Below are 17,668 nucleotides of genomic sequence, written 5' to 3' on the forward strand. Positions count from 1 at the left end.
CTCTGCTTAACTCTGAATCTACGTAATGAATCGACCAGACTTCTCTAGACACTTAATTGCTTTATAATTATGTGTACTAAGGAGAAAAGATGTCTCAGCGATTTACAGAAGAATTTAAAATACAAGCCGTCAAACAAGTTACTGACCAAGGTTATTCGGTGGCAAGCGTTTCTGAGAGGCTGGGAGTGACTAGCAGTTCGCTTTATAACTGGATAAAAGCCTACGGTCCAGACAGTGAAGAACATAGGCAGTCTCAAGAACAATCCGACCGAATTAAGCAGCTAGAAAAAGAGCTTAAACGCGTAACAATGGAACGCGACATCCTAAAGGAAGCCACCGTATTTTTCGCGGGCGAGTCAAAGAAAAATACGCATTCATAAAAACCAGGCTCAAGAATTACCCAATAAAACTCATGTGTGAAGCACTCTCGATACAACGAAGTGGCTTCTACGCATGGGTGGATAAACCGAAATCAAAGCGACAGTTAGAAGACGAGCGCCTGATGGGGTTAATTAAGCATTCTTGGCTAGAAAGTGGCTGTGTCTATGGGTATAGAAAAGTCACGAGTGACCTTAAAGATTTAGGTGAAGCTTGCAGCAAACATCGTGTAGCTAAATTGATGAAACTAGAAGGTATAAAGGCACAAGTCGGTTATAAAAAGCATAAAGGGCATTACAGCGGCAAGCCTTCTGTTGTTGCCGATAACGTGCTTGATAGACAGTTTACGGTAGCTACACCGAACAGATACTGTGTCACTGACATTACCAACATCCGCACTCATGAAGGCTGGCTCTACCTTGCCGTCGTTCTAGACTTATACTCTCGCGCTGTGGTTGGTCGATGAGTTCTCGTATGGAATCAGAACTCGTTACTCAGGCACTGCTAGCAGCAGTATGGAGAAGAAAGCCCAAGAATGAAGTGCTCATACACTCAGATCAAGGGAGTCAATTTACAGGCTATGAGTGGAGTGACTTCTTAACAGAGCATAATCTCAAGGCCAGCATGAGCCGTCGAGGAAACTGCCACGACAATGCCGTCGCAGAGAGCTTCTTCCAGCTACTCAAGAGAGAACGAATAAAGAGAAAAATTTATACAACACGTGAACATGCAAGAGCTGACATATTCGATTACATCGAAATGTTTTATAACTCTAGACGCAAGCATGGTGAGGCGAATAATATGCCTCCACTGGCTTATGAAAAGCTAGAAGAATTCAAACGAAAATCTGTCTAGTAAGGTCTGGTCGATTCACTAAGAGGTTCTCGCCGATGTTGTAATACTTGCTGTCTTTGGCTTTTGCGATAGAGCTTACTTCTGCATCATTCACTTGATTTCTCGTGTGGTGACTTTTTATTCATGTTAACTAAATGGTGATTTGAAAACACCAATAAGTCACAACAATACTGCCATTTCATGCAGTATTCTGAAACAAACTTTTTCAAAATCTATAAAAAACCCCTAAAATTAGGGGTTTTGAATTATATTGAATATTAGTGAAACGCTATTCAATATTCTGGATCTGCTCGCGCATCTGCTCAATCAGGACTTTAAGTTCAACCGCCGATTGTGTGATGTCGGTGCTGATAGACTTTGAACCTAACGTGTTCGATTCGCGGTTAAACTCCTGCATCATGAAATCAAGACGGCGGCCTACTGCTCCACCCTTTTTAAGAATATTGCGGGTTTCTTTTACGTGGGCGTTTAGGCGATCTAACTCTTCTGCAACATCCACTTTTTGCGCCAGCATGATCATTTCTTGTTCAAAACGGCCTGCATCCAGTTCAACCTTTGCTTCTTCAAAGCGGGTTTGCACTTTTTCTCGCTGCCACACCATGATTTCAGGCATACGTGCGGCCACTTTTTCAGCTTCCACTTCAATGGCATCCAGGCGCTGCGTGATCATACCTTTAAGGGCTTCACCTTCGGTAGCGCGGGCACTAATAAAATCGTTAAGTGCTTGGTCGAACGCGGCCATTACGTCAGCGTGGATGGTATCCATATCAGTTTCTTCTGCGGCAATCACCCCAGGCCAACGCAAAACATCAAGCGGGTTAACGCCGGTAGATTGACCATGCGACTGCACCCAGTCGGCAGCGTGAAGTACTTGTTTGGCCAATTCTTCGTTTAAGCTTAACTTGGTTACAGCAGCGTCGTTAGCGGTAAACCGTAGCGCACATTCCACCTTACCTCGGGCTAGCTTTTTACGGAATCGTTCACGTAAAACCGGCTCCAATGAGCGAAACTGTTCCGGCAGGCGAAAGTAAGTTTCTAAAAAGCGTTGGTTGACCGAGCGTATTTCCCACACGGCTGAGCCCCACTCTTTTTTGGTTTCTACGCGCGCAAACGCTGTCATGCTGTAAATCATAAATATCCTTTAAATTTAACTAAAAGCCTGCAAAAACAACCCGAACGTCGTGTTGTATACGTGAATATCTACAGCAGGTTTTCTTGTATTTTGTATATTAGCGCACATTTACGTAATTCAATAAGCAAACATGTAAAGTTCGTTTTTAACGGCCGCGGGTATTGCGTTATACTTAGGCGCAATTTCGTAGCTACATCGAATTTATAGGTTTTGACCGCGAATTGGGCTTTCTATTCACATATCGCCAATAAAACCTGTAAAACGCTACCCTTTTTAAGCACTTACGTTGTGGAGAACACTATGCGTCCAAGCGGCAGAACCGCCAGTCAAATTCGCCCTGTTACTATTACTCGCCAGTACACTTGCCATGCAGAAGGCTCTGTTCTTGTAGAGTTTGGTAATACTAAGGTGTTGTGTAATGCGACGGTAGAAGAAGGTGTACCACGCTTTATGAAAGGCCAAGGTAAAGGTTGGGTTACCGCCGAATACAGCATGCTTCCACGAGCAACCCATACGCGTAGCGGTCGTGAAGCAGCGCGCGGTAAACAAGGTGGACGTACGTTAGAAATCCAGCGTCTAATTGCGCGCTCACTTCGAGCGGCAATTGATTTGAAGCTTCTAGGTGAAAACACAATTACACTAGATTGTGATGTTATTCAGGCCGATGGTGGTACGCGCACAGCGTCAATCACCGGTGCGTGCGTAGCTCTGGTTGATGCACTTACTTATATGCGTGCAAAAGGCATTATCAAAACTAATCCGCTAAAACATATGATTGCCGCCCTTTCGGTGGGTATTTATGAAGGTACGCCAATTGCTGACCTTGAGTACACTGAAGACTCTGAAGCAGAGACAGATATGAATATCGTAATGACCGAAACAGGCAAACTGATCGAAGTTCAAGGTACGGCAGAGGGCGAACCCTTCTCGTTTGAAGAGCTTGATGAATTGTTGAAAATTGGTAAGCACGGCTTACGCGAATTGTTCGACATTCAAAAAGCGGCGCTCGCGTAAGCGAGGCAATTAAGCGTACTTAACGCCTACATATTAGTTAGTAATTAAGAGGTCATCATGAAAGCGTTTCAGCGTGATTTTATTGAATTTGCCATTGAACGTGGCGTACTGAAATTTGGCGAATTTACTTTAAAGTCAGGCCGTGTAAGTCCTTACTTTTTTAATGCAGGCTTGTTTAATCGCGGTGGCGATTTGGCCAAGCTAGGGCGTTTTTACGCTGACGCGCTAATGGATGCAGGTGTCGAGTTCGATGTGCTGTTCGGTCCTGCCTATAAGGGTATTCCTATTGCGACTACTACCGCAGTCGCACTGGCCGATAGCCACAATCTTGACGTGCCTTATTGCTTCAACCGCAAAGAAGCGAAAACCCACGGTGAAGGCGGCAATCTAGTTGGCAGCCCGCTTGAAGGCAAGGTTATGCTGGTGGATGACGTAATCACTGCGGGTACCGCTATTCGCGAATCGATGACATTAATTGAACAGCAGCAGGCAAGTTTGTCTGGCGTGCTGATTGCGCTAGACAGACAAGAGCGTGGTAATGGCGAACTGTCAGCTATTCAAGAAGTGGAACGTGATTTTGGCACTCAGGTTATCTCTATTGTATCGCTGGCCGATGTGGTGGCCTACCTGACTGAGAAAGGCGGTTCTGAAAGTGAAATCAGCGCCATTAACACCTACCGTGAAAACTATGGCATCTGATTTTGATAGCGCCTTCAGCGCAGCAAGTCAGCATTTAGACGCACTTGGCTTACGTTGCCCAGAGCCGGTGATGATGGTGCGTTTGAATATCCGTAAGCTGGCCGACGGGGAAACCTTATCGGTCACGGCTGACGACCCGTCAACGGCAAGAGATATTCCTAGCTTTTGCCGCTTTATGGACCATACGCTGGTGGCGTCTCAAACCGAGACCTTGCCTTACCAGTACGTTATTAAAAAAGGGCGCGATTAAGCGCCTTCCCTTTAAACTTCCTACTCCACCTTTCTGTATTTCGCCTCTAGCGCACAATAAAGACCAAACATAACAAAGCCTGCGCCCACTGCGGCAATTAAATAGGGGCCAAAAGGCTGCTTCATTAGGGTTTCTAGTGCTTTTTGTAATCCACCCGCTTGTGATGGGTTACTTAAAAGAGCGGCAAGGATGAAAAAGCCACCTACTAACGAGTAAACGACCCCTCTCGCGGTATATCCAAGGCGACCACTTACTTTCACACTCTTTCGAATACGCTGATTTAAAGCGGGTAGTGAAAACTTCTTTAAAAAGTCTGCAGTGTAAGCATGCTTGAACTGCACAATAGCGAATATAATGATACATAGGCCGATTACGGCCACAAGCAATAGCCCCCATTCGTATTGCATTAGAAATGCACTCACCTTCTTTCCACTACCTTGAGATGAAGAACTGCTTTGTATTTCTAATAGGGTTTTTGCCCCCGCGTAAGCAGCAACAAAATAGAATGCGCCTGATATAAAGAAGAACAGCTTATTTATAATGTGAATGAACAAACTGTCGTCACCTGACTTGCTGGTAATAAAAATCTGTAGCCAACGCCAGCAGGCATAGCACGCTAAGCCGAGAACGAGAATTCCTAGAAAAATTTGCCCGAGTGGTTGCTCTTTGAGTGTAATAAAGACATTGGACTGAGAGGCTTTTTCACGGTTTAACGCAGTAAATACAGATGTAAGAATGAAGACACCAAGCATAATGTACATGACTGTTTTGGCGCTATACCCCGCTCTAGCGGTTATCTCTTTCCATTTAGACGAAAGTTCCACGGTGTCCTCTCATAGCTCAATTGCAAAATAAAAACGATATAGTGACTTATTCTGTATCAAGTTATGTTCCGTTTTGCTCCTGTCTGTATTTTGCGCTTACTAGCTATCGTTTCAGATTAACGTTCTGAACTGTCTGCAACGGCTTTTAAAAGCAAGCTTTGAAGCGTACGCTTGCTATGCGCACAATTGCAGTGAACATCTGTCATATGCAGAACTTCACCTTTAAGCATTTCTTGAAGTACTGATGCTCTTACGCTTAAAGAGACAAAGCCGTCTTCATTTGGGATTGGTTTCGACATCATCATTCGCTCCTTCAACTGTTTGATTTAATGCAGGGCAGCAGACGCAAGCTGCCTGCTAATTTGAGGCTCATAGGTTTGCTCAACCGTGTGCTGAATGGCGGATATAAGCCTGCATACAGATGGGTTAGTGGCATGCAAAGGTAATATGGCGATTAACTGCTGTTGGCACTCCTGCAAAATGGCATGAGACTCTTGTTTTTTGTGCTCTTGAGCTAGCAAAGAAGATAAGTACATGCCCATAGTGCCGAACGCGAGTACGTCTTCTTGCACAGCGTTCACTTTTTGAGAGGATACGGGCTGTAGCGCGTTGAGAATAGCTTTAGCTGCTTCAAAGGTTTGATAACCCAACTCACGGGCATAATCCAATTTGCCCTGTTGATGGGCTTTCTGCGTTCGTGCCTGCATTGCGAAGCGATGCTCTCGCGCGCTTGATGGATTAAGCTGTAGCCACTTTCTATAAACTGGGCATAAGCGTTGAACATTCATAGAAGCACCTCCTGTTTTTTTATAACATTAGTGCAAATAAGAATCATTATCAAATGTAAAGTTAAAAAAATTTATTGGGTTGATTTGATATTTATATTGTCGTGAATCAGCGGCATCGTTTGTCTCGCACTAGTAGGTGTTCTAAAGCACTATTACAGGCAAGCTTATTGGCTTATCAAATTTGAAAGCCACCATAAAAAAACCACTGCAACAGTGATAGCAATAATCGCTTTCATTTTATAGCGCTTAATGAGTTGCTCAGCTTTGTCTCCTGCGTAATAAACCACCGCTGCGAGCCCGAAATAGCGTATTGAACGTGCAATAACAGTGGCTAAAAGAAAAAGCGGAAGTGAGTATTGGGTTGCACCTGCTGCAAGCATCGCAACCTGAAAAGGTATAGGGGCAATACCTAAGGTCATCACAAACCAAAAGCCTTGATTTTGCATTTGCTGTTTAACGCTTTCGAATTGTTCTTGGCTAAAAAAGGTGTCGATAACCCACTGGCCAACAAGGTCGAAAAGGTAATAGCCGAGGGCATAGCCGAAGACTGCGCCAATTACGCAGCCTATGGTGGCCATTAATGCAATTTGCCAAAGCGATTCCCGTCTTGCTTGCATGAGTGGCACCATTACGGCTTCTAGTGGTATGGGAACAATGGTCGATTCTAAAAATGAGGCAAGAGTGATGCCCTTTAACATATGCTTAGAATCGACAAGCTTTTTGGTTTTGTGCTTAACCTTTTTACCTAGTTCCATGTAATCTCTACCACTTTTGTTATTTTACTGCTTGTAAACTACCCCGTCTTTCATGACAAAAGATACGCTTTCCATAAGCGATATATCGTCAAGCGGGTCGCCTTGAACAGCAATAATATCAGCCAGTTTTCCTTCTTCTAGCGTGCCAAGAATATCGCTTATGCCCAATAAATTAGCGCTATTCACTGTTGCGCTTAGGAGTGCGTCGGCAGGTTTCATACCCGCCTCAACCATTAAAGAAAACTCTTGCGCATTGTCGCCGTGGGCTGATACACCACTGTCTGTGCCAAAAGCAATTTTTACGCCTGCTTTGTGCGCTTGTTCAAAGGTATTTTGAATTAGCGGACCGATAGCAGCCGCTTTTGGGCGCACTAACTCAGGGAAGAAGCCATCAATTTTCGCTTTATCTGCGACAAATTTTCCTGCCAATATAGTTGGTACATAGTAGGTGCCATGTTTCTTCATTAGTTTGCGGATTTCGTCGTCCATATAGGTACCGTGCTCAATAGAGTCTACTCCAGCTACTATCGCGCGTTTCATGCCTTCTTTACCATGAGCATGCACTGCCACCGTCATACCGTAATCTTTCGCCGTATCGACAATCGCTTTCAATTCGTCGCTCATAAACTGTGGGTTTTGGCCGCTTTTGGCAACGCTTAATACACCGCCAGTTGCAGTAATTTTTATTAAGTCTGCGCCATCTTGATATCGAGCCCGCACGGCTTCTCGCGCCTCCACTTCACCATTAACTACCCCTTGCTTTGGGCCTACATCAGGGCGAAGTAAGTGAGATAAACCATTACTTGGATCGGCGTGTCCGCCTGTAGTGGCAATAGACTTAGCCACAGTGTAGATACGTGGTCCGGTCGCGTAACCTTTGCTAATAGCATTTCTTAATGCCACCGTTTCGTTATAGCCGTCACCTAAATTACGAACCGTAGTGAAACCTGCATCTAGGGTTATTTTGGCGTAATTTGCTGCACGCAGTGCATAGTCGGCTTCGTTGAGTGAAAAGCGCTCCAGATACGTTTGTGGCCCACCATGTTGAGACGATAAATGAACGTGCATGTCCATCAGGCCAGGCATCACGGTTGATGTTTTCAAGTCGATGACAGTATCGCCCTCTTGGGCTTCAGCGAACCCTTTTTTTACTGCTTTGATCTTGTTGTCATCAACCACAATGGTCACATTTTCTTGAAGAGAGTTTGATGTGCCAGTAAACACTTTTCCTGCATGTATCAGGGTATCGGCTACAGTAGAAAAGGGTGATGAGAGTATGGCACTGGCAACAGCCAGCGTAATCAGAGGCTTTTTCATGAAATAGGTCTTCTTGTTGATTGTTTTATAGACTATATCGAATGTAATGCACGGGCACTGATAACGCAAAACAAAGCGTCATCAATGGCGTATTATTGATGACGAATAGCGGGTAAAGCGCACTGGCGTAAAATATTGAAGTAACGAATAAAATGGCGGATAAGCGAACTTAACGTATTTCACCTAACACAAAAGGGGTGCCGTTTGACCGAATAGTAAATCGCGTACGAGAATCAACCGTTTCTTCTTCAGCCTGCTCTACTAATTGATAATAAGTGTTTTGATGTAGTCTCGCCCACAGGTTTCTGCGAACACATAGGTAGGGAATAGGCGTCGCTTCTGGATCTTGTATGGCTTTAGGCGGAACGCGAAGTTCGAGTTGATCAGAACGCTCTAACCTTACGATGTCGCCGGTTTGTGTAGTGAATACATAGGTGCTGTCACTCGCGGGTTCACCCTCTTCCCTATGCCACTGGGTTACAATAAAGGGGGTGTCTTCAACGGTTATACCTACTTTCTCTACGGGCGTAACTAGGAAGTACTTATAGCCTTCTCGCTTTAACACCGAAGCAAAAAGCTGAACCAAGCTTGCGCGCCCAATAGGGCTGCCTTCGTAAAACCATCTTCCATCAAGCGCTATAGTTAAGTTAATGTTACCGCAAAAGTCAGGGTTCCATTTTTCAACAGGAGGTAAAGGGCGCGCCTTAGACGACGTACCCTTCAATTGCTGCTGAAATCTAGTTAGATCCACGCTCTTCAACCAATACTTTTAGTTCGCGTAGCTTTGCCTTTATGCGACGCATGTTATCTGGCCCAGTACGAAGAAGTTGTTTCTGTGGCTCGTTTAAACTCTCTAAACGATCATCAGCATATTTGTAGGCGACCGAGTCGGTATAAACCTCTACAGGAACCGGCACTTCTGGTGTATCTAGAAGTTGATCAATGGCTTCTAGTAATACACTGTTAAAGTTTTGGCCAGGACTTCCAATTTCTGCGTACTTAGCTTGAATGTCGTCTTTATAAATACCGTATATGTTAAGCAGTGCTTCGTTATTGAATGACTCCAACATATCTACATACGGTGTATAACGTTTATAGCTTGCTGCATCAATCCACTGCTTACCTGCTTGAGAGTATACGCGGAAGTTCTGCTCAGGTGGCGTTAGTAACTGGTGATTAGGCGCCATTTCATCATTTGCTAGATTCGTAACCGACACCACAAAGCGTTGAATTAGACCTTCATCAACCAGCATGCGGTTAACGGTTTCTTCGCTCGCAGACGAACTCTCAATAAGTGAAGCTTTCACAGCAGGATCGCTGGTATCCAGAGGTTCCGGTTCTGGTTCAACTGGCTCTGGAAGCGGCTCAACCTCGTCTTTTTCCTCAAGCTCTACTGTTGGGGCTGGCTGAGTAGGCTCAAATACTTCAGGCTCTTCTGGCGTAGTCACTTCAGGTTCAGTCACTTCGGGCTCAGGAGTAACTACTGGCTCAGGCTCATCGTCGCTGGGCCAAAACACAATAGCCAGAATAACAACAAGAAGGATGCCTACAATGATAAAGTGTGGGCCTAACGATTTCTTTTCCGACGATTCGCTCATAATGACTCCGCTACAAAACTATCCTTTTGGTAATACTACCAGAGATAACACCCAAATTTAGAAAATCAATCAAGAGAAATGTTCCCTTAGCTTGTAAATTCCTTATTTTGAACACGTTTTTAACGTAAAAAAGTCACTTTCCGATTTCTTTTTATGCAAATTTAGTGGAAAACCCTCATTTTTTCTTCTCATTCACATTCGATATTATGTAAATGCAAAAATAATTTTAAAACAAATGTTTAACAAATTGGGTTTGTGTACTAATGTGTTGATTGTTCATTGAAAAGCAAATGCTAGCTCGTTGTTATCTATAATAATTAATGAATATTTCGAGCCTCATGACCCCGTTTCACCTTAAATGTGCCCTTAAAGGATAATTAGCGTGAGTAAGTTTAGACAGTATCACCCCAAATTACACCGAGCAGTAAAACGCTACAGTGTTATGCAGCATCTAATCATGCTGGGAGTAATGCTTTATCTCCTTTTAAATATCAATAACCTGTCTAACAAGCATCAGATCATTGCTGTGGCGACTGTCATTGTTATGGCTATACAAAATGGCTTTATACTGTCTAAAGCGAAAGTTGCTTTAGCTGTTGAAGGCCCTAGGTTGCTGGTATTTCCATTACTGTGGATTGCTTCTGGCATGGGAACGGCGGCATTCCTATACAGCGCCTGCTCTCTTGCATCCTTGCTGGTGTTGGCAAATGCAGTACGGTTTAAAAACCACCGACCTCCGCTAGATCTATCTAATGAACCTGAGCACCTTGCCTAACGTATACACTCTGCTTTTTCGCCCTAACTTCGGTCATTAAACAAGAGTATTGGGCGTGCAAGGTGCATACTTGGTTCATGAGGTAGAAAAATGCAGAAGTTCTATTTTCGAGATATTGAAGACTCGCCAACCGCGATAGATTATCTGGAAGTTCAGTCGTATGAGATGAATGTTTACCTGGTTTATCTCACTATCGGCAGTCAAAGTGGCATGCTTTACGACAACAAAGATAAGCCCATGCGTTTTTTTAGTGCCGGCCACATTCGCGAAGCCTTCGCGCATTGTCATGTTCAGCAGGCGGTAATGAAGCACGATACGCCTTACGATGAAATGATTGGCAACCCGCCAAAAAGTAAAGAACAGATGGCGTTACCGTTCAGTATGGATTTGCCTTACTAGATTGTTGTGCGAGTGCTATAGGCTTTTTGAAGTGTGAGTTCTGTAAGGTCGCAGAGCAACGTTTTCACAGTAAAACATGGCACAGCACCGCGAAACCGATTTAAACGATATATAAGCTGCGTAATAAGTAGTTTCTTATTCGCTTAACACACCAACGAAATGTAGATTATAGATTCAGCCATGTGCCTGCAGCCTTCCGCATATCTACTTTAGCTTTCAATCGTCTAGCCAACAGAAATAAACCACCTAGCTTCCTGTGTATAAACAGGGCATCTACTGGCGGCGTATGCCAAAAATTGTGCTCCATAGTCAGCGCCATTCCCTTATCGTGAAGCCTTGCAATGAGATCGCTTTGACCAAAGTCATAAGCACCCTCGCAGCGGATCGCTTCACATGCCTCCATACCAATGTTTATGACAGCGTTAATTTGCTCTTGAGAATGGCTTTCATCAATTAACCCAATGTTAAACGCGGCTTGCTGCATCATCGCTCTATCGTTGGCTGCGGCGCTGTTGAGTAACGCTTGATACTGGGCTGAAATGGCGTCAGGCACATCCCGCGTAGCACCAAAATCTAACAGAACGATTTCGTTTGTATCGGGTTTAAACTGGTAGTTGGCTAAGTTAGGGTCGCTCTGAAGCAGCTTAAAATGAAAAATTTCATTAAAAAATAAAGTCATTAGCGCCGTCATCACGGCATCTCGGACGTCCTGTGGCTCGTTTAATAGCGCATCTAAATCTTGCGCTTCTATGAAATCCATCGCTAACACCGTGCTTGTGGTAAGGGGATCATAGGTTTGCGGAATGACAAACGCCTTACTCCCTTTGCATTGGATGTCGGTGTTTTCAAGGAACGCGCGATAACGGTTGAGCATGTTAGCTTCGCGCACATAATCCGCTTCTTGATGAAGCTGAGCTTTGGCTTCCTGCAATAGCGGGCCTATATCTAATGACTTAGGTACCAAACCCGTAAGTTTTATAAGTGTAGCTACGTTATCTACATCGCTATCTATGCTTTTTTTCACGCCAGGATACTGCACTTTTACTGCCAACATCCGACCGTCCATCGTAATGACTTTATGCACCTGACCAATAGAGGCCGCAGCTATAGGGGCAAAGGAAAAGTAAAGTAAGTCATCTTGCCATTTTTCGCCCCAAGACTGATTCAGCGTGGCAATTAGCTGGTCTTTTGGCATTGGGTCAGCGTCGTCCCGTAATCGCCCTAAAATTACCGCGAGCTCTTCGGGGAGAAAGTCTCCTGCATCCATTGAAATAAGCTGCCCGAGTTTCATGGCTGCGCCGCGCATACTGGCAAGCTGATCTGCAATGTTTGAAATGTTTTTGGGCGTTAAGAGCAGCGAAGACAACGCGGGCTTCTCGCCCTTTAACAGTTGCCCTGCACCTTGTGATACTACGTTACCTGCAATTCTACCTGCCAATGAGCCCAAGCGGCCTATGCGCGATAAACGCGACGACGGTACCGCTCTACTAGAACGGGTTGGTGATTCAGCGGATTTATTGGGCTTCTCTGCCATGTTGGCTCTCTGTTTTATTGAAGACGAATAGGGACACTAATTTTTATCGTTTAAAGCACAACTTAAAATGTACCCTAACCTTTTATACCTTTAAGTAAGGTGGCTGGATCGGGTTTAAAGGTATAAGACCTGACAGCTTCGCTTAGAACCAGACACTAAGGAGAAAATAATGCAGAAATTTGAGAAAAAGGTAGCGCACTGCATAAGTTTGCGGCTTACACAGTGCTATATATTTAGATGATCTGTGAAGCGAATTGGAGCACTAGCCCAACAACGCTTCCATAAGCAAACCCAGCCCAGCCACTTGCCGCTCTGTAGCGCCAAAGGGCAGCACCAAAAAAACCGCACCAAAGCATGGCAGAGTAGGTAGATATAAGCCCACCGCCCATCCCTGTATCTGGCAAAAACAGCATGACGACAAAGGTTAGCGCCATTGCGCCACTTAACAGCACCCACATGATATTTTTCTTATCAGCGAACGCATTGTTTTGTTTGGCGTTCTTTGCATCGGCATCTTGCAATGGCTGGGCATTTTCTGCTTGAACAGCACACTGAGTTGCTTTTGATGCACGTAGTTTTCGTGCACTACGCTCACTTCTTGATTGGGGTTTCTTGACCTGTGAAGGCAACGGTGATGCAGCGCTATGGGTCATGATGCACCTCATTAACTGAATTTAGTAACTGTTTATCCATAATTAAGGTAGAGCATGCATGCCAAGATGACTATACGACTTCGGTCTCACATGACAATTTTAGATATTTGATTTTCTCTATTCGAATGCGGCGCTCGAATTAGAGGGGGCAAAGGCTGAGTTTGGCATCCATTATCTACAAGGACACCGTGAAGCACGTTAACAAAAAAGCCCACCGGCATTCACCGTCGTTTGACAAGGAATGCGGGTGGGCTTTCATAAACTTATACAGCTAGGTATTAGTGATGATCGCTATTTTGGCTCTTAAAGCTTACTTCCAGCAAATTAATACTATCAGCAAAAGTCAGAGTTTTAATATCGCCCTTGCCTTCTACATTTAGCGTATTCACTTGTTTTGGCCACAAGTCGCGCAATGCATCATGGCGAATTTTAATGCCTTCAAGTACCGGCGGCTCAGCAGTTTCTTGATAAACCCAAAAGTGCTTACCTTCAACTTCAAAGCCGACATCGGCAAGCTTTAATGGCTCGCCAGCTGCATTTAAAATCGCAAAGTGGTGGGCGACGTAATCAGCGAATTGTTGCTGCGTTTCTACGTCGTCCATAATATCTGCATGCTTGTCGAACAACGCTTTAACCGCATGTTCAGCGTCGTGCAAATTAAAGCGGTGCATCACTTCAATATTTTCTGTTCTAGGATTGAACAGTACTGTGGTAATTGCGGCTTTTATTTGATGCGCTTGAGCGGCTGTGCTGTATGACATTGCACTCATTAATAGCGCAGCCGCAATTGCGAATGCACTTACGCTTGTAAGCAGAGCATGTGCGCTCTGCTGCAAGCGAGCCAAAGACAACTTATTCGTCATCTTTGTCCTCGTCGTCGGTTTTCAATTCGGTCTTTGAGTCGTGCATAAGGTCGCGGTACTCGTAAGTGTTACGCGGCTTATTCTTATACGCTTCAATACGCGAAGGAATGATGCGACGCGGGTAGTGGTTGTTTTCCACATCTACGTCTGCGGTTTCCCAATGCGGGTCGACCGTCACGCTTACCAGCTCTTTGTCTTTGTCGGTAACAATAAGCTTGCTTACGGCTTTAGGTGTACGACGCCAGATTTCCGCAGGAATACGCATTTCTTCTTTTGTGCCGTCTTCGAACGTTAGTTCAAGAATGATTGGCATCACCAACCCACCCTTGTTGCTGAAATCTAGCACGTAGTAGTTTTTGTCCTCTTTCACCGCACGTTCAAACGCTTTGCGCTCCCAAGGCTCAAGTTTATCGAGGAATTTCTTGTACTTGTTGCGCTCTTTGTTAGTTACGGTGTAACGATCGTTTTCGTCGTAGAAGTCGCTAATATCTTCAAAACGATCTACCCAAAGTTTTTTGCCTTCTTCTTTGTTACGAAGGTCGGTAAGTGAATTTGGTTTTTCCATTTCTGCTTCGCGTTCGCGAGCAAAATCGATATCTGGATCTTCAGTGTCTAAACGTAGCTTGTATACGCTGTCTAGGCTAATATCTACATGGTCTGTGGTGTAAAACCAACCACGCCAGAACCAGTCTAGATCAACGCCTGACGCTTCTTCCATAGTACGGAAAAAATCTGATGGTGTAGGACGTTTAAACATCCAACGCTGCGCGTATTCTTTAAATGCAAAGTCAAACAGCTCACGGCCAAGAATAGTTTCGCGAAGAATGTTAAGCGCTACCGCTGGCTTGGTGTAGGCATTCGGGCCAAGGCGAAGTACTGAGTCAGACTGAGTCATAATTGGCACCTGGGTCTGAGACTTCATGTAGCCTGTGATATCACGTGGTTCAACGCCCCATGGAATCGTCGGGTCCCACTCGCGGCCAGCAACGCCGTCTAGGAAGCTGTTAAGACCTTCATCCATCCATGTCCACTGACGCTCGTCAGAGTTAACCGTCATAGGGAAATAGATATGACCGACTTCGTGAATAACCACGCCAATAAGAAAACGTTTTTCAGCAAGCGAGTACGTGCGCGAACCATCATCACGAAGCTCTGTACGCGGGCCGTTAAAGGTGATCATGGGGTATTCCATGCCGCCAACTGGACCATTTACTGACTGGGCTACTGGGTATGGGTAATCGAAGCTAAAGCGGCTATAAACATCCATGGTGTGGATGATTGATTCTGTTGAATACTTCTGCCATAGCTCGCCACCTTCTTTCGGGTAGAAAGACATGGCCATGACCAATGGTTGAGTGTCACCGCCTTGCTGATAACCACGCGCATCCCACGCAAATTTACGCGAAGAGGCCCATGCAAAGTCACGTACGTTTTCAGCCTTAAAGGTCCAGGTTTTAAGCTTAGTCGTGCCTTCTTTTTCGTTCTCAATCGCTTCTTCTGGTGAAACGATGAATACGATACGGTCAGCTTTTTCTGCCTTTTTCAGACGGTCGCGCTGTGTTTTAGTTAACACGTCTTTCGGGTTTTGAAGCACACCCGTTGACGATACGATGTGGTCAGCCGGAACCGTAATATCTACTTCGTAGTTACCGAACTCTAGCGTGAACTCGCCACGGCCAATAAACTCTTTATTGGTCCATGCTTCGTAGTCGGTGTAAGCCGCTAGGCGTGGGAACCACTGTGCTAGCAAGAAGATGTCGTTACCACCTTCACGTTCGTCATCTGGGAAGTGCTCGTAACCTGCACGTGCTGAAACAGCGTCTTCTTCTACAATGTTAAACGCAAAATCGATATCAAACGTTACTTTGCTGCCTGGCTTCAACGGTTGAGCCAAGTCAACACGCATTAAGGTGCCAACCACTGTGTGACGTAAGTCATTGCCCGCTTTGTCCTCAACGCGAGAAATGGTATAGCCTAGTTCGTTGTCGTCAACAAACTGCTGACGACGCAATGCACCCATGCTTAGCTTAGCTGGCGTATTGCCGCTAGCAGCTTGCGTACCCGGCCCGCGGTTACCAATACCGCCAAACGTGGTAGTAAGGGCAGACATTGAATCGTCGCGGAATTTGTTTTGGTCAAGCTGGATCCACAAGTACTTAAGCGTATCTGGCGCGTTGTTGTGGTAAGTAATGGTTTCGCTTGCTTCAATGCGACGCTTGTCTTCAAGTAGCTTTACGTCAATATCGTAATCTACTTGTTGTTGCCAATATTGGTGGCCTGGCTCACCAGCGGCGTTACGGTATACGTTTGGAGTAGGAAGAACTTCGTCTAGCTGACGGAATTTATCTTCAAAATCGCCTTTTGTTTGTTTTATAGCGGCGGTCGTAGGAAGAGAAATCAGCATAGACAACACTGGCGCTAGCCAGAATAGGTGTCGTTTTGCGGTGCTCATGCAGTTTCCTTGCAACTTGTAAGTTAGAATTGTTATAAGATAACCGTCTACAGTATATAAGTATGCCTGTCACAATCCAATTTTTTGACCGTAAACTAACCATGTTTTAACGCAAAAAAACTGTAACAGATCGTTTTGTTTCGCGCTTCAACTGTCGTATTCTTAAGCTCTTGTTATCTTTTTTCTTTCCCCTATGAACTGTTTCAATTGGCAACGTGCCGTTATAAAAGTTGGCAGTGCGCTCATTGCTCCTGAAGGCAACGAGTGCAGCGGGCGTTATTTGCTGTCTCTCGCTCGATTTATTACTGCTAGTCGCGAAGCTGGCAAAGAAATTATTCTTGTCTCTTCTGGTAGTGTTGCCGCGGGCCGCAGCAAAGTGAAGGTTCGCCACAACGCATCTATTGCAGAAAAGCAGGCCATGGCTGCGATTGGCCAGAATTTAATGATGGCCAACTGGCAGCGCTTTTTTGACTTTCCTTGTGCACAAGTATTGTTAACGGCGGATGATCTGCGCGATAGAACCCGCTACGTAAATATTAAAAATACCTTGCGCGAAATCCTGAATCACAATGCGTTACCTATTGTGAATGAAAACGACACGGTAGCTGTCAACGAACTCAAAGTGGGTGATAACGATAACTTGGGTGCTTACACCGCCCTGGTCGCCCAAGCAGACACCCTCATTATCTGCTCAGATATCGACGGTTTATTTACCGCAGACCCAAGAAAAGACGCCAGCGCCACACTCATTCCACAGGTAGATAAAATAGATAGCACTATTTACGGCCTTGCCGGCGGCGCTGGAACTGCGGTAGGAACTGGCGGCATGCGCACAAAAATTGAAGCGGCAGATAAGTGCACCAGTAGCGGTATTCAAACTCTTATTGTAAACGGGCGAAAAGGCGAAACCTTCGATGCATTACTTGAAGGTAAAGTGCCGGGAACCCTATTCAATGCTAGTAGCACTCCCGCCAGCGCGCGCAGACTGTGGCTTACCCATACTCTAAAAACCGCTGGCAGGATAGAAGTTGATAGCGGTGCGAAAGAGGCATTAGTGCGAAAAGGCGCGTCATTACTGCCATCAGGTATTGTTGACGTTACCGGTTTGTTTGAACAAGGCGATGCGGTTGAAGTGGTGTGCCAAGGCGAAGTTATTGCCAAGGGGCTTTGCTTGTATAACGCAAAAGACTTAACGCTTATAAAAGGGAAAAAGTCGAAAGAAATTGCCGGTGTGTTAGGTTATGAAACAACGGATGTTGCCATTCACCGTGACGATATGGTGCTTTTCTCATAGCGCTACTCAAAAGAATCGCTGCAATAGACTACCGCGCATTAAACATTAATTGGCGTTAGTCATTCATCGATTTTCATTATTTGCGCCA

Annotated in this window: 18 protein-coding genes and 1 pseudogene; 7 read left to right on the top strand and 12 right to left on the bottom strand. The window is 45.1% G+C overall.

The window, feature by feature from the left end; genetic code table 11:
• The first annotated feature begins 89 nt into the window (after nt 1-89).
• Nucleotides 90-1,233 (top strand): annotated as a pseudogene (locus ACXAGV_RS03725) (IS3 family transposase).
• Between the two features lie 268 nt (nt 1,234-1,501).
• Here ACXAGV_RS03725 and ACXAGV_RS03730 read toward each other — a convergent pair.
• Entirely contained in the window at nt 1,502-2,365 is an 864-nt protein-coding gene (locus tag ACXAGV_RS03730; protein ID WP_474872007.1) for a YicC/YloC family endoribonuclease, read from the bottom strand.
• A 300-nt stretch (nt 2,366-2,665) separates the two neighbouring features.
• Between ACXAGV_RS03730 and rph the strand changes: the two genes are divergently transcribed.
• From rph to tusA, 3 genes are read left to right on the top strand one after another with little or no spacing between them, the layout of a single operon-like run.
• The gene (rph, locus tag ACXAGV_RS03735) at nt 2,666-3,379 is read left to right on the top strand and encodes a ribonuclease PH (protein WP_025257195.1); all 714 of its coding nucleotides are present in this window, start codon (nt 2,666-2,668) and stop codon (nt 3,377-3,379) included.
• Between the two features lie 57 nt (nt 3,380-3,436).
• Nucleotides 3,437-4,078: an orotate phosphoribosyltransferase gene (pyrE, locus tag ACXAGV_RS03740; RefSeq protein ID WP_474872009.1), complete on the top strand. Its 642-nt coding sequence runs from the start codon at nt 3,437-3,439 to the stop codon at nt 4,076-4,078.
• The gene (gene tusA / locus ACXAGV_RS03745) at nt 4,068-4,328 is read left to right on the top strand and encodes a sulfurtransferase TusA (protein ID WP_474872011.1); all 261 of its coding nucleotides are present in this window, start codon (nt 4,068-4,070) and stop codon (nt 4,326-4,328) included. Before pyrE ends, tusA begins: the two co-directional genes overlap by 11 nt.
• 20 nt (nt 4,329-4,348) lie before the next feature.
• On the opposite strand, the gene ACXAGV_RS03750 is transcribed toward tusA, so the two are convergent.
• The 7 genes from ACXAGV_RS03750 to ACXAGV_RS03780 all read right to left on the bottom strand — a co-directional run bounded on the left by ACXAGV_RS03750 (nt 4,349) and on the right by ACXAGV_RS03780 (nt 9,610).
• A complete protein-coding gene (locus tag ACXAGV_RS03750) occupies nt 4,349-5,152 on the bottom strand; it encodes a DUF1206 domain-containing protein (protein ID WP_474872013.1) in 804 nt (267 codons plus the stop codon).
• Between the two features lie 116 nt (nt 5,153-5,268).
• On the bottom strand, nt 5,269-5,451 hold the full coding sequence (locus ACXAGV_RS03755; protein WP_474872015.1) for a hypothetical protein: 183 nt from the start codon (nt 5,449-5,451) through the stop codon (nt 5,269-5,271).
• Nucleotides 5,452-5,478: 27 nt separating this feature from the next.
• A complete protein-coding gene (locus ACXAGV_RS03760) occupies nt 5,479-5,940 on the bottom strand; it encodes a hypothetical protein (protein ID WP_474872017.1) in 462 nt (153 codons plus the stop codon).
• A gap of 164 nt (nt 5,941-6,104) precedes the next feature.
• Nucleotides 6,105-6,695: a YqaA family protein gene (locus tag ACXAGV_RS03765; RefSeq protein ID WP_474872019.1), complete on the bottom strand. Its 591-nt coding sequence runs from the start codon at nt 6,693-6,695 to the stop codon at nt 6,105-6,107.
• A gap of 24 nt (nt 6,696-6,719) precedes the next feature.
• Nucleotides 6,720-8,012, bottom strand: a complete 1,293-nt coding sequence (locus ACXAGV_RS03770; protein ID WP_474872022.1) for a metal-dependent hydrolase family protein — start codon at nt 8,010-8,012, stop codon at nt 6,720-6,722.
• Nucleotides 8,013-8,181: 169 nt separating this feature from the next.
• Entirely contained in the window at nt 8,182-8,763 is a 582-nt protein-coding gene (locus tag ACXAGV_RS03775) for a DUF1285 domain-containing protein (protein WP_474872024.1), read from the bottom strand.
• Entirely contained in the window at nt 8,750-9,610 is an 861-nt protein-coding gene (locus ACXAGV_RS03780; RefSeq protein WP_474872026.1) for a DUF3014 domain-containing protein, read from the bottom strand. The genes ACXAGV_RS03775 and ACXAGV_RS03780 overlap by 14 nt, the downstream gene beginning before the upstream one ends.
• A gap of 382 nt (nt 9,611-9,992) precedes the next feature.
• Here ACXAGV_RS03780 and ACXAGV_RS03785 point away from each other — a divergent pair, with 382 nt between their 5' ends.
• A complete protein-coding gene (locus ACXAGV_RS03785) occupies nt 9,993-10,385 on the top strand; it encodes a hypothetical protein (protein ID WP_474872028.1) in 393 nt (130 codons plus the stop codon).
• A 90-nt stretch (nt 10,386-10,475) separates the two neighbouring features.
• Entirely contained in the window at nt 10,476-10,784 is a 309-nt protein-coding gene (locus tag ACXAGV_RS03790; RefSeq protein ID WP_474872030.1) for a DUF6482 family protein, read from the top strand.
• Between the two features lie 166 nt (nt 10,785-10,950).
• Here ACXAGV_RS03790 and ACXAGV_RS03795 read toward each other — a convergent pair whose 3' ends face one another.
• From ACXAGV_RS03795 to ACXAGV_RS03810, 4 genes are all read right to left on the bottom strand, one after another.
• Entirely contained in the window at nt 10,951-12,318 is a 1,368-nt protein-coding gene (locus tag ACXAGV_RS03795; RefSeq protein WP_474872032.1) for an ABC1 kinase family protein, read from the bottom strand.
• A gap of 233 nt (nt 12,319-12,551) precedes the next feature.
• Nucleotides 12,552-12,971: a hypothetical protein gene (locus ACXAGV_RS03800; RefSeq protein ID WP_474872033.1), complete on the bottom strand. Its 420-nt coding sequence runs from the start codon at nt 12,969-12,971 to the stop codon at nt 12,552-12,554.
• A 278-nt stretch (nt 12,972-13,249) separates the two neighbouring features.
• On the bottom strand, nt 13,250-13,834 hold the full coding sequence (locus tag ACXAGV_RS03805; RefSeq protein ID WP_474872035.1) for a DUF6702 family protein: 585 nt from the start codon (nt 13,832-13,834) through the stop codon (nt 13,250-13,252).
• Complete coding sequence (locus ACXAGV_RS03810; protein ID WP_474872037.1) at nt 13,824-16,286, bottom strand: M1 family metallopeptidase; 2,463 nt, start codon at nt 16,284-16,286, stop codon at nt 13,824-13,826. Before ACXAGV_RS03810 ends, ACXAGV_RS03805 begins: the two co-directional genes overlap by 11 nt.
• Nucleotides 16,287-16,479: 193 nt before the next feature.
• On the opposite strand from ACXAGV_RS03810, the gene proB reads away from it, so the two are divergent.
• Nucleotides 16,480-17,580: a glutamate 5-kinase gene (proB, locus tag ACXAGV_RS03815; RefSeq protein ID WP_474872039.1), complete on the top strand. Its 1,101-nt coding sequence runs from the start codon at nt 16,480-16,482 to the stop codon at nt 17,578-17,580.
• Nucleotides 17,581-17,668: the final 88 nt, after the last annotated feature.

This window comes from Alteromonas sp. ABH4_453 (assembly GCF_056160665.1).

Excerpts from the sequence above, each read along its gene's own strand:
- tusA (WP_474872011.1), top strand. The coding sequence starts at position 4,068 with ATGGCATCTGATTTTGATAGCGCCTTCAGCGCAGCAAGTCAGCATTTA.
- ACXAGV_RS03760 (WP_474872017.1), bottom strand. The coding sequence starts at position 5,940 with ATGAATGTTCAACGCTTATGCCCAGTTTATAGAAAGTGGCTACAGCTT.
- ACXAGV_RS03795 (WP_474872032.1), bottom strand. The coding sequence starts at position 12,318 with ATGGCAGAGAAGCCCAATAAATCCGCTGAATCACCAACCCGTTCTAGT.
- ACXAGV_RS03790 (WP_474872030.1), top strand. The coding sequence starts at position 10,476 with ATGCAGAAGTTCTATTTTCGAGATATTGAAGACTCGCCAACCGCGATA.
- ACXAGV_RS03805 (WP_474872035.1), bottom strand. The coding sequence starts at position 13,834 with ATGACGAATAAGTTGTCTTTGGCTCGCTTGCAGCAGAGCGCACATGCT.
- ACXAGV_RS03755 (WP_474872015.1), bottom strand. The coding sequence starts at position 5,451 with ATGTCGAAACCAATCCCAAATGAAGACGGCTTTGTCTCTTTAAGCGTA.
- ACXAGV_RS03730 (WP_474872007.1), bottom strand. The coding sequence starts at position 2,365 with ATGATTTACAGCATGACAGCGTTTGCGCGCGTAGAAACCAAAAAAGAG.
- ACXAGV_RS03780 (WP_474872026.1), bottom strand. The coding sequence starts at position 9,610 with ATGAGCGAATCGTCGGAAAAGAAATCGTTAGGCCCACACTTTATCATT.
- ACXAGV_RS03765 (WP_474872019.1), bottom strand. The coding sequence starts at position 6,695 with ATGGAACTAGGTAAAAAGGTTAAGCACAAAACCAAAAAGCTTGTCGAT.
- pyrE (WP_474872009.1), top strand. The coding sequence starts at position 3,437 with ATGAAAGCGTTTCAGCGTGATTTTATTGAATTTGCCATTGAACGTGGC.
- ACXAGV_RS03810 (WP_474872037.1), bottom strand. The coding sequence starts at position 16,286 with ATGAGCACCGCAAAACGACACCTATTCTGGCTAGCGCCAGTGTTGTCT.
- ACXAGV_RS03800 (WP_474872033.1), bottom strand. The coding sequence starts at position 12,971 with ATGACCCATAGCGCTGCATCACCGTTGCCTTCACAGGTCAAGAAACCC.
- rph (WP_025257195.1), top strand. The coding sequence starts at position 2,666 with ATGCGTCCAAGCGGCAGAACCGCCAGTCAAATTCGCCCTGTTACTATT.
- ACXAGV_RS03770 (WP_474872022.1), bottom strand. The coding sequence starts at position 8,012 with ATGAAAAAGCCTCTGATTACGCTGGCTGTTGCCAGTGCCATACTCTCA.
- proB (WP_474872039.1), top strand. The coding sequence starts at position 16,480 with ATGAACTGTTTCAATTGGCAACGTGCCGTTATAAAAGTTGGCAGTGCG.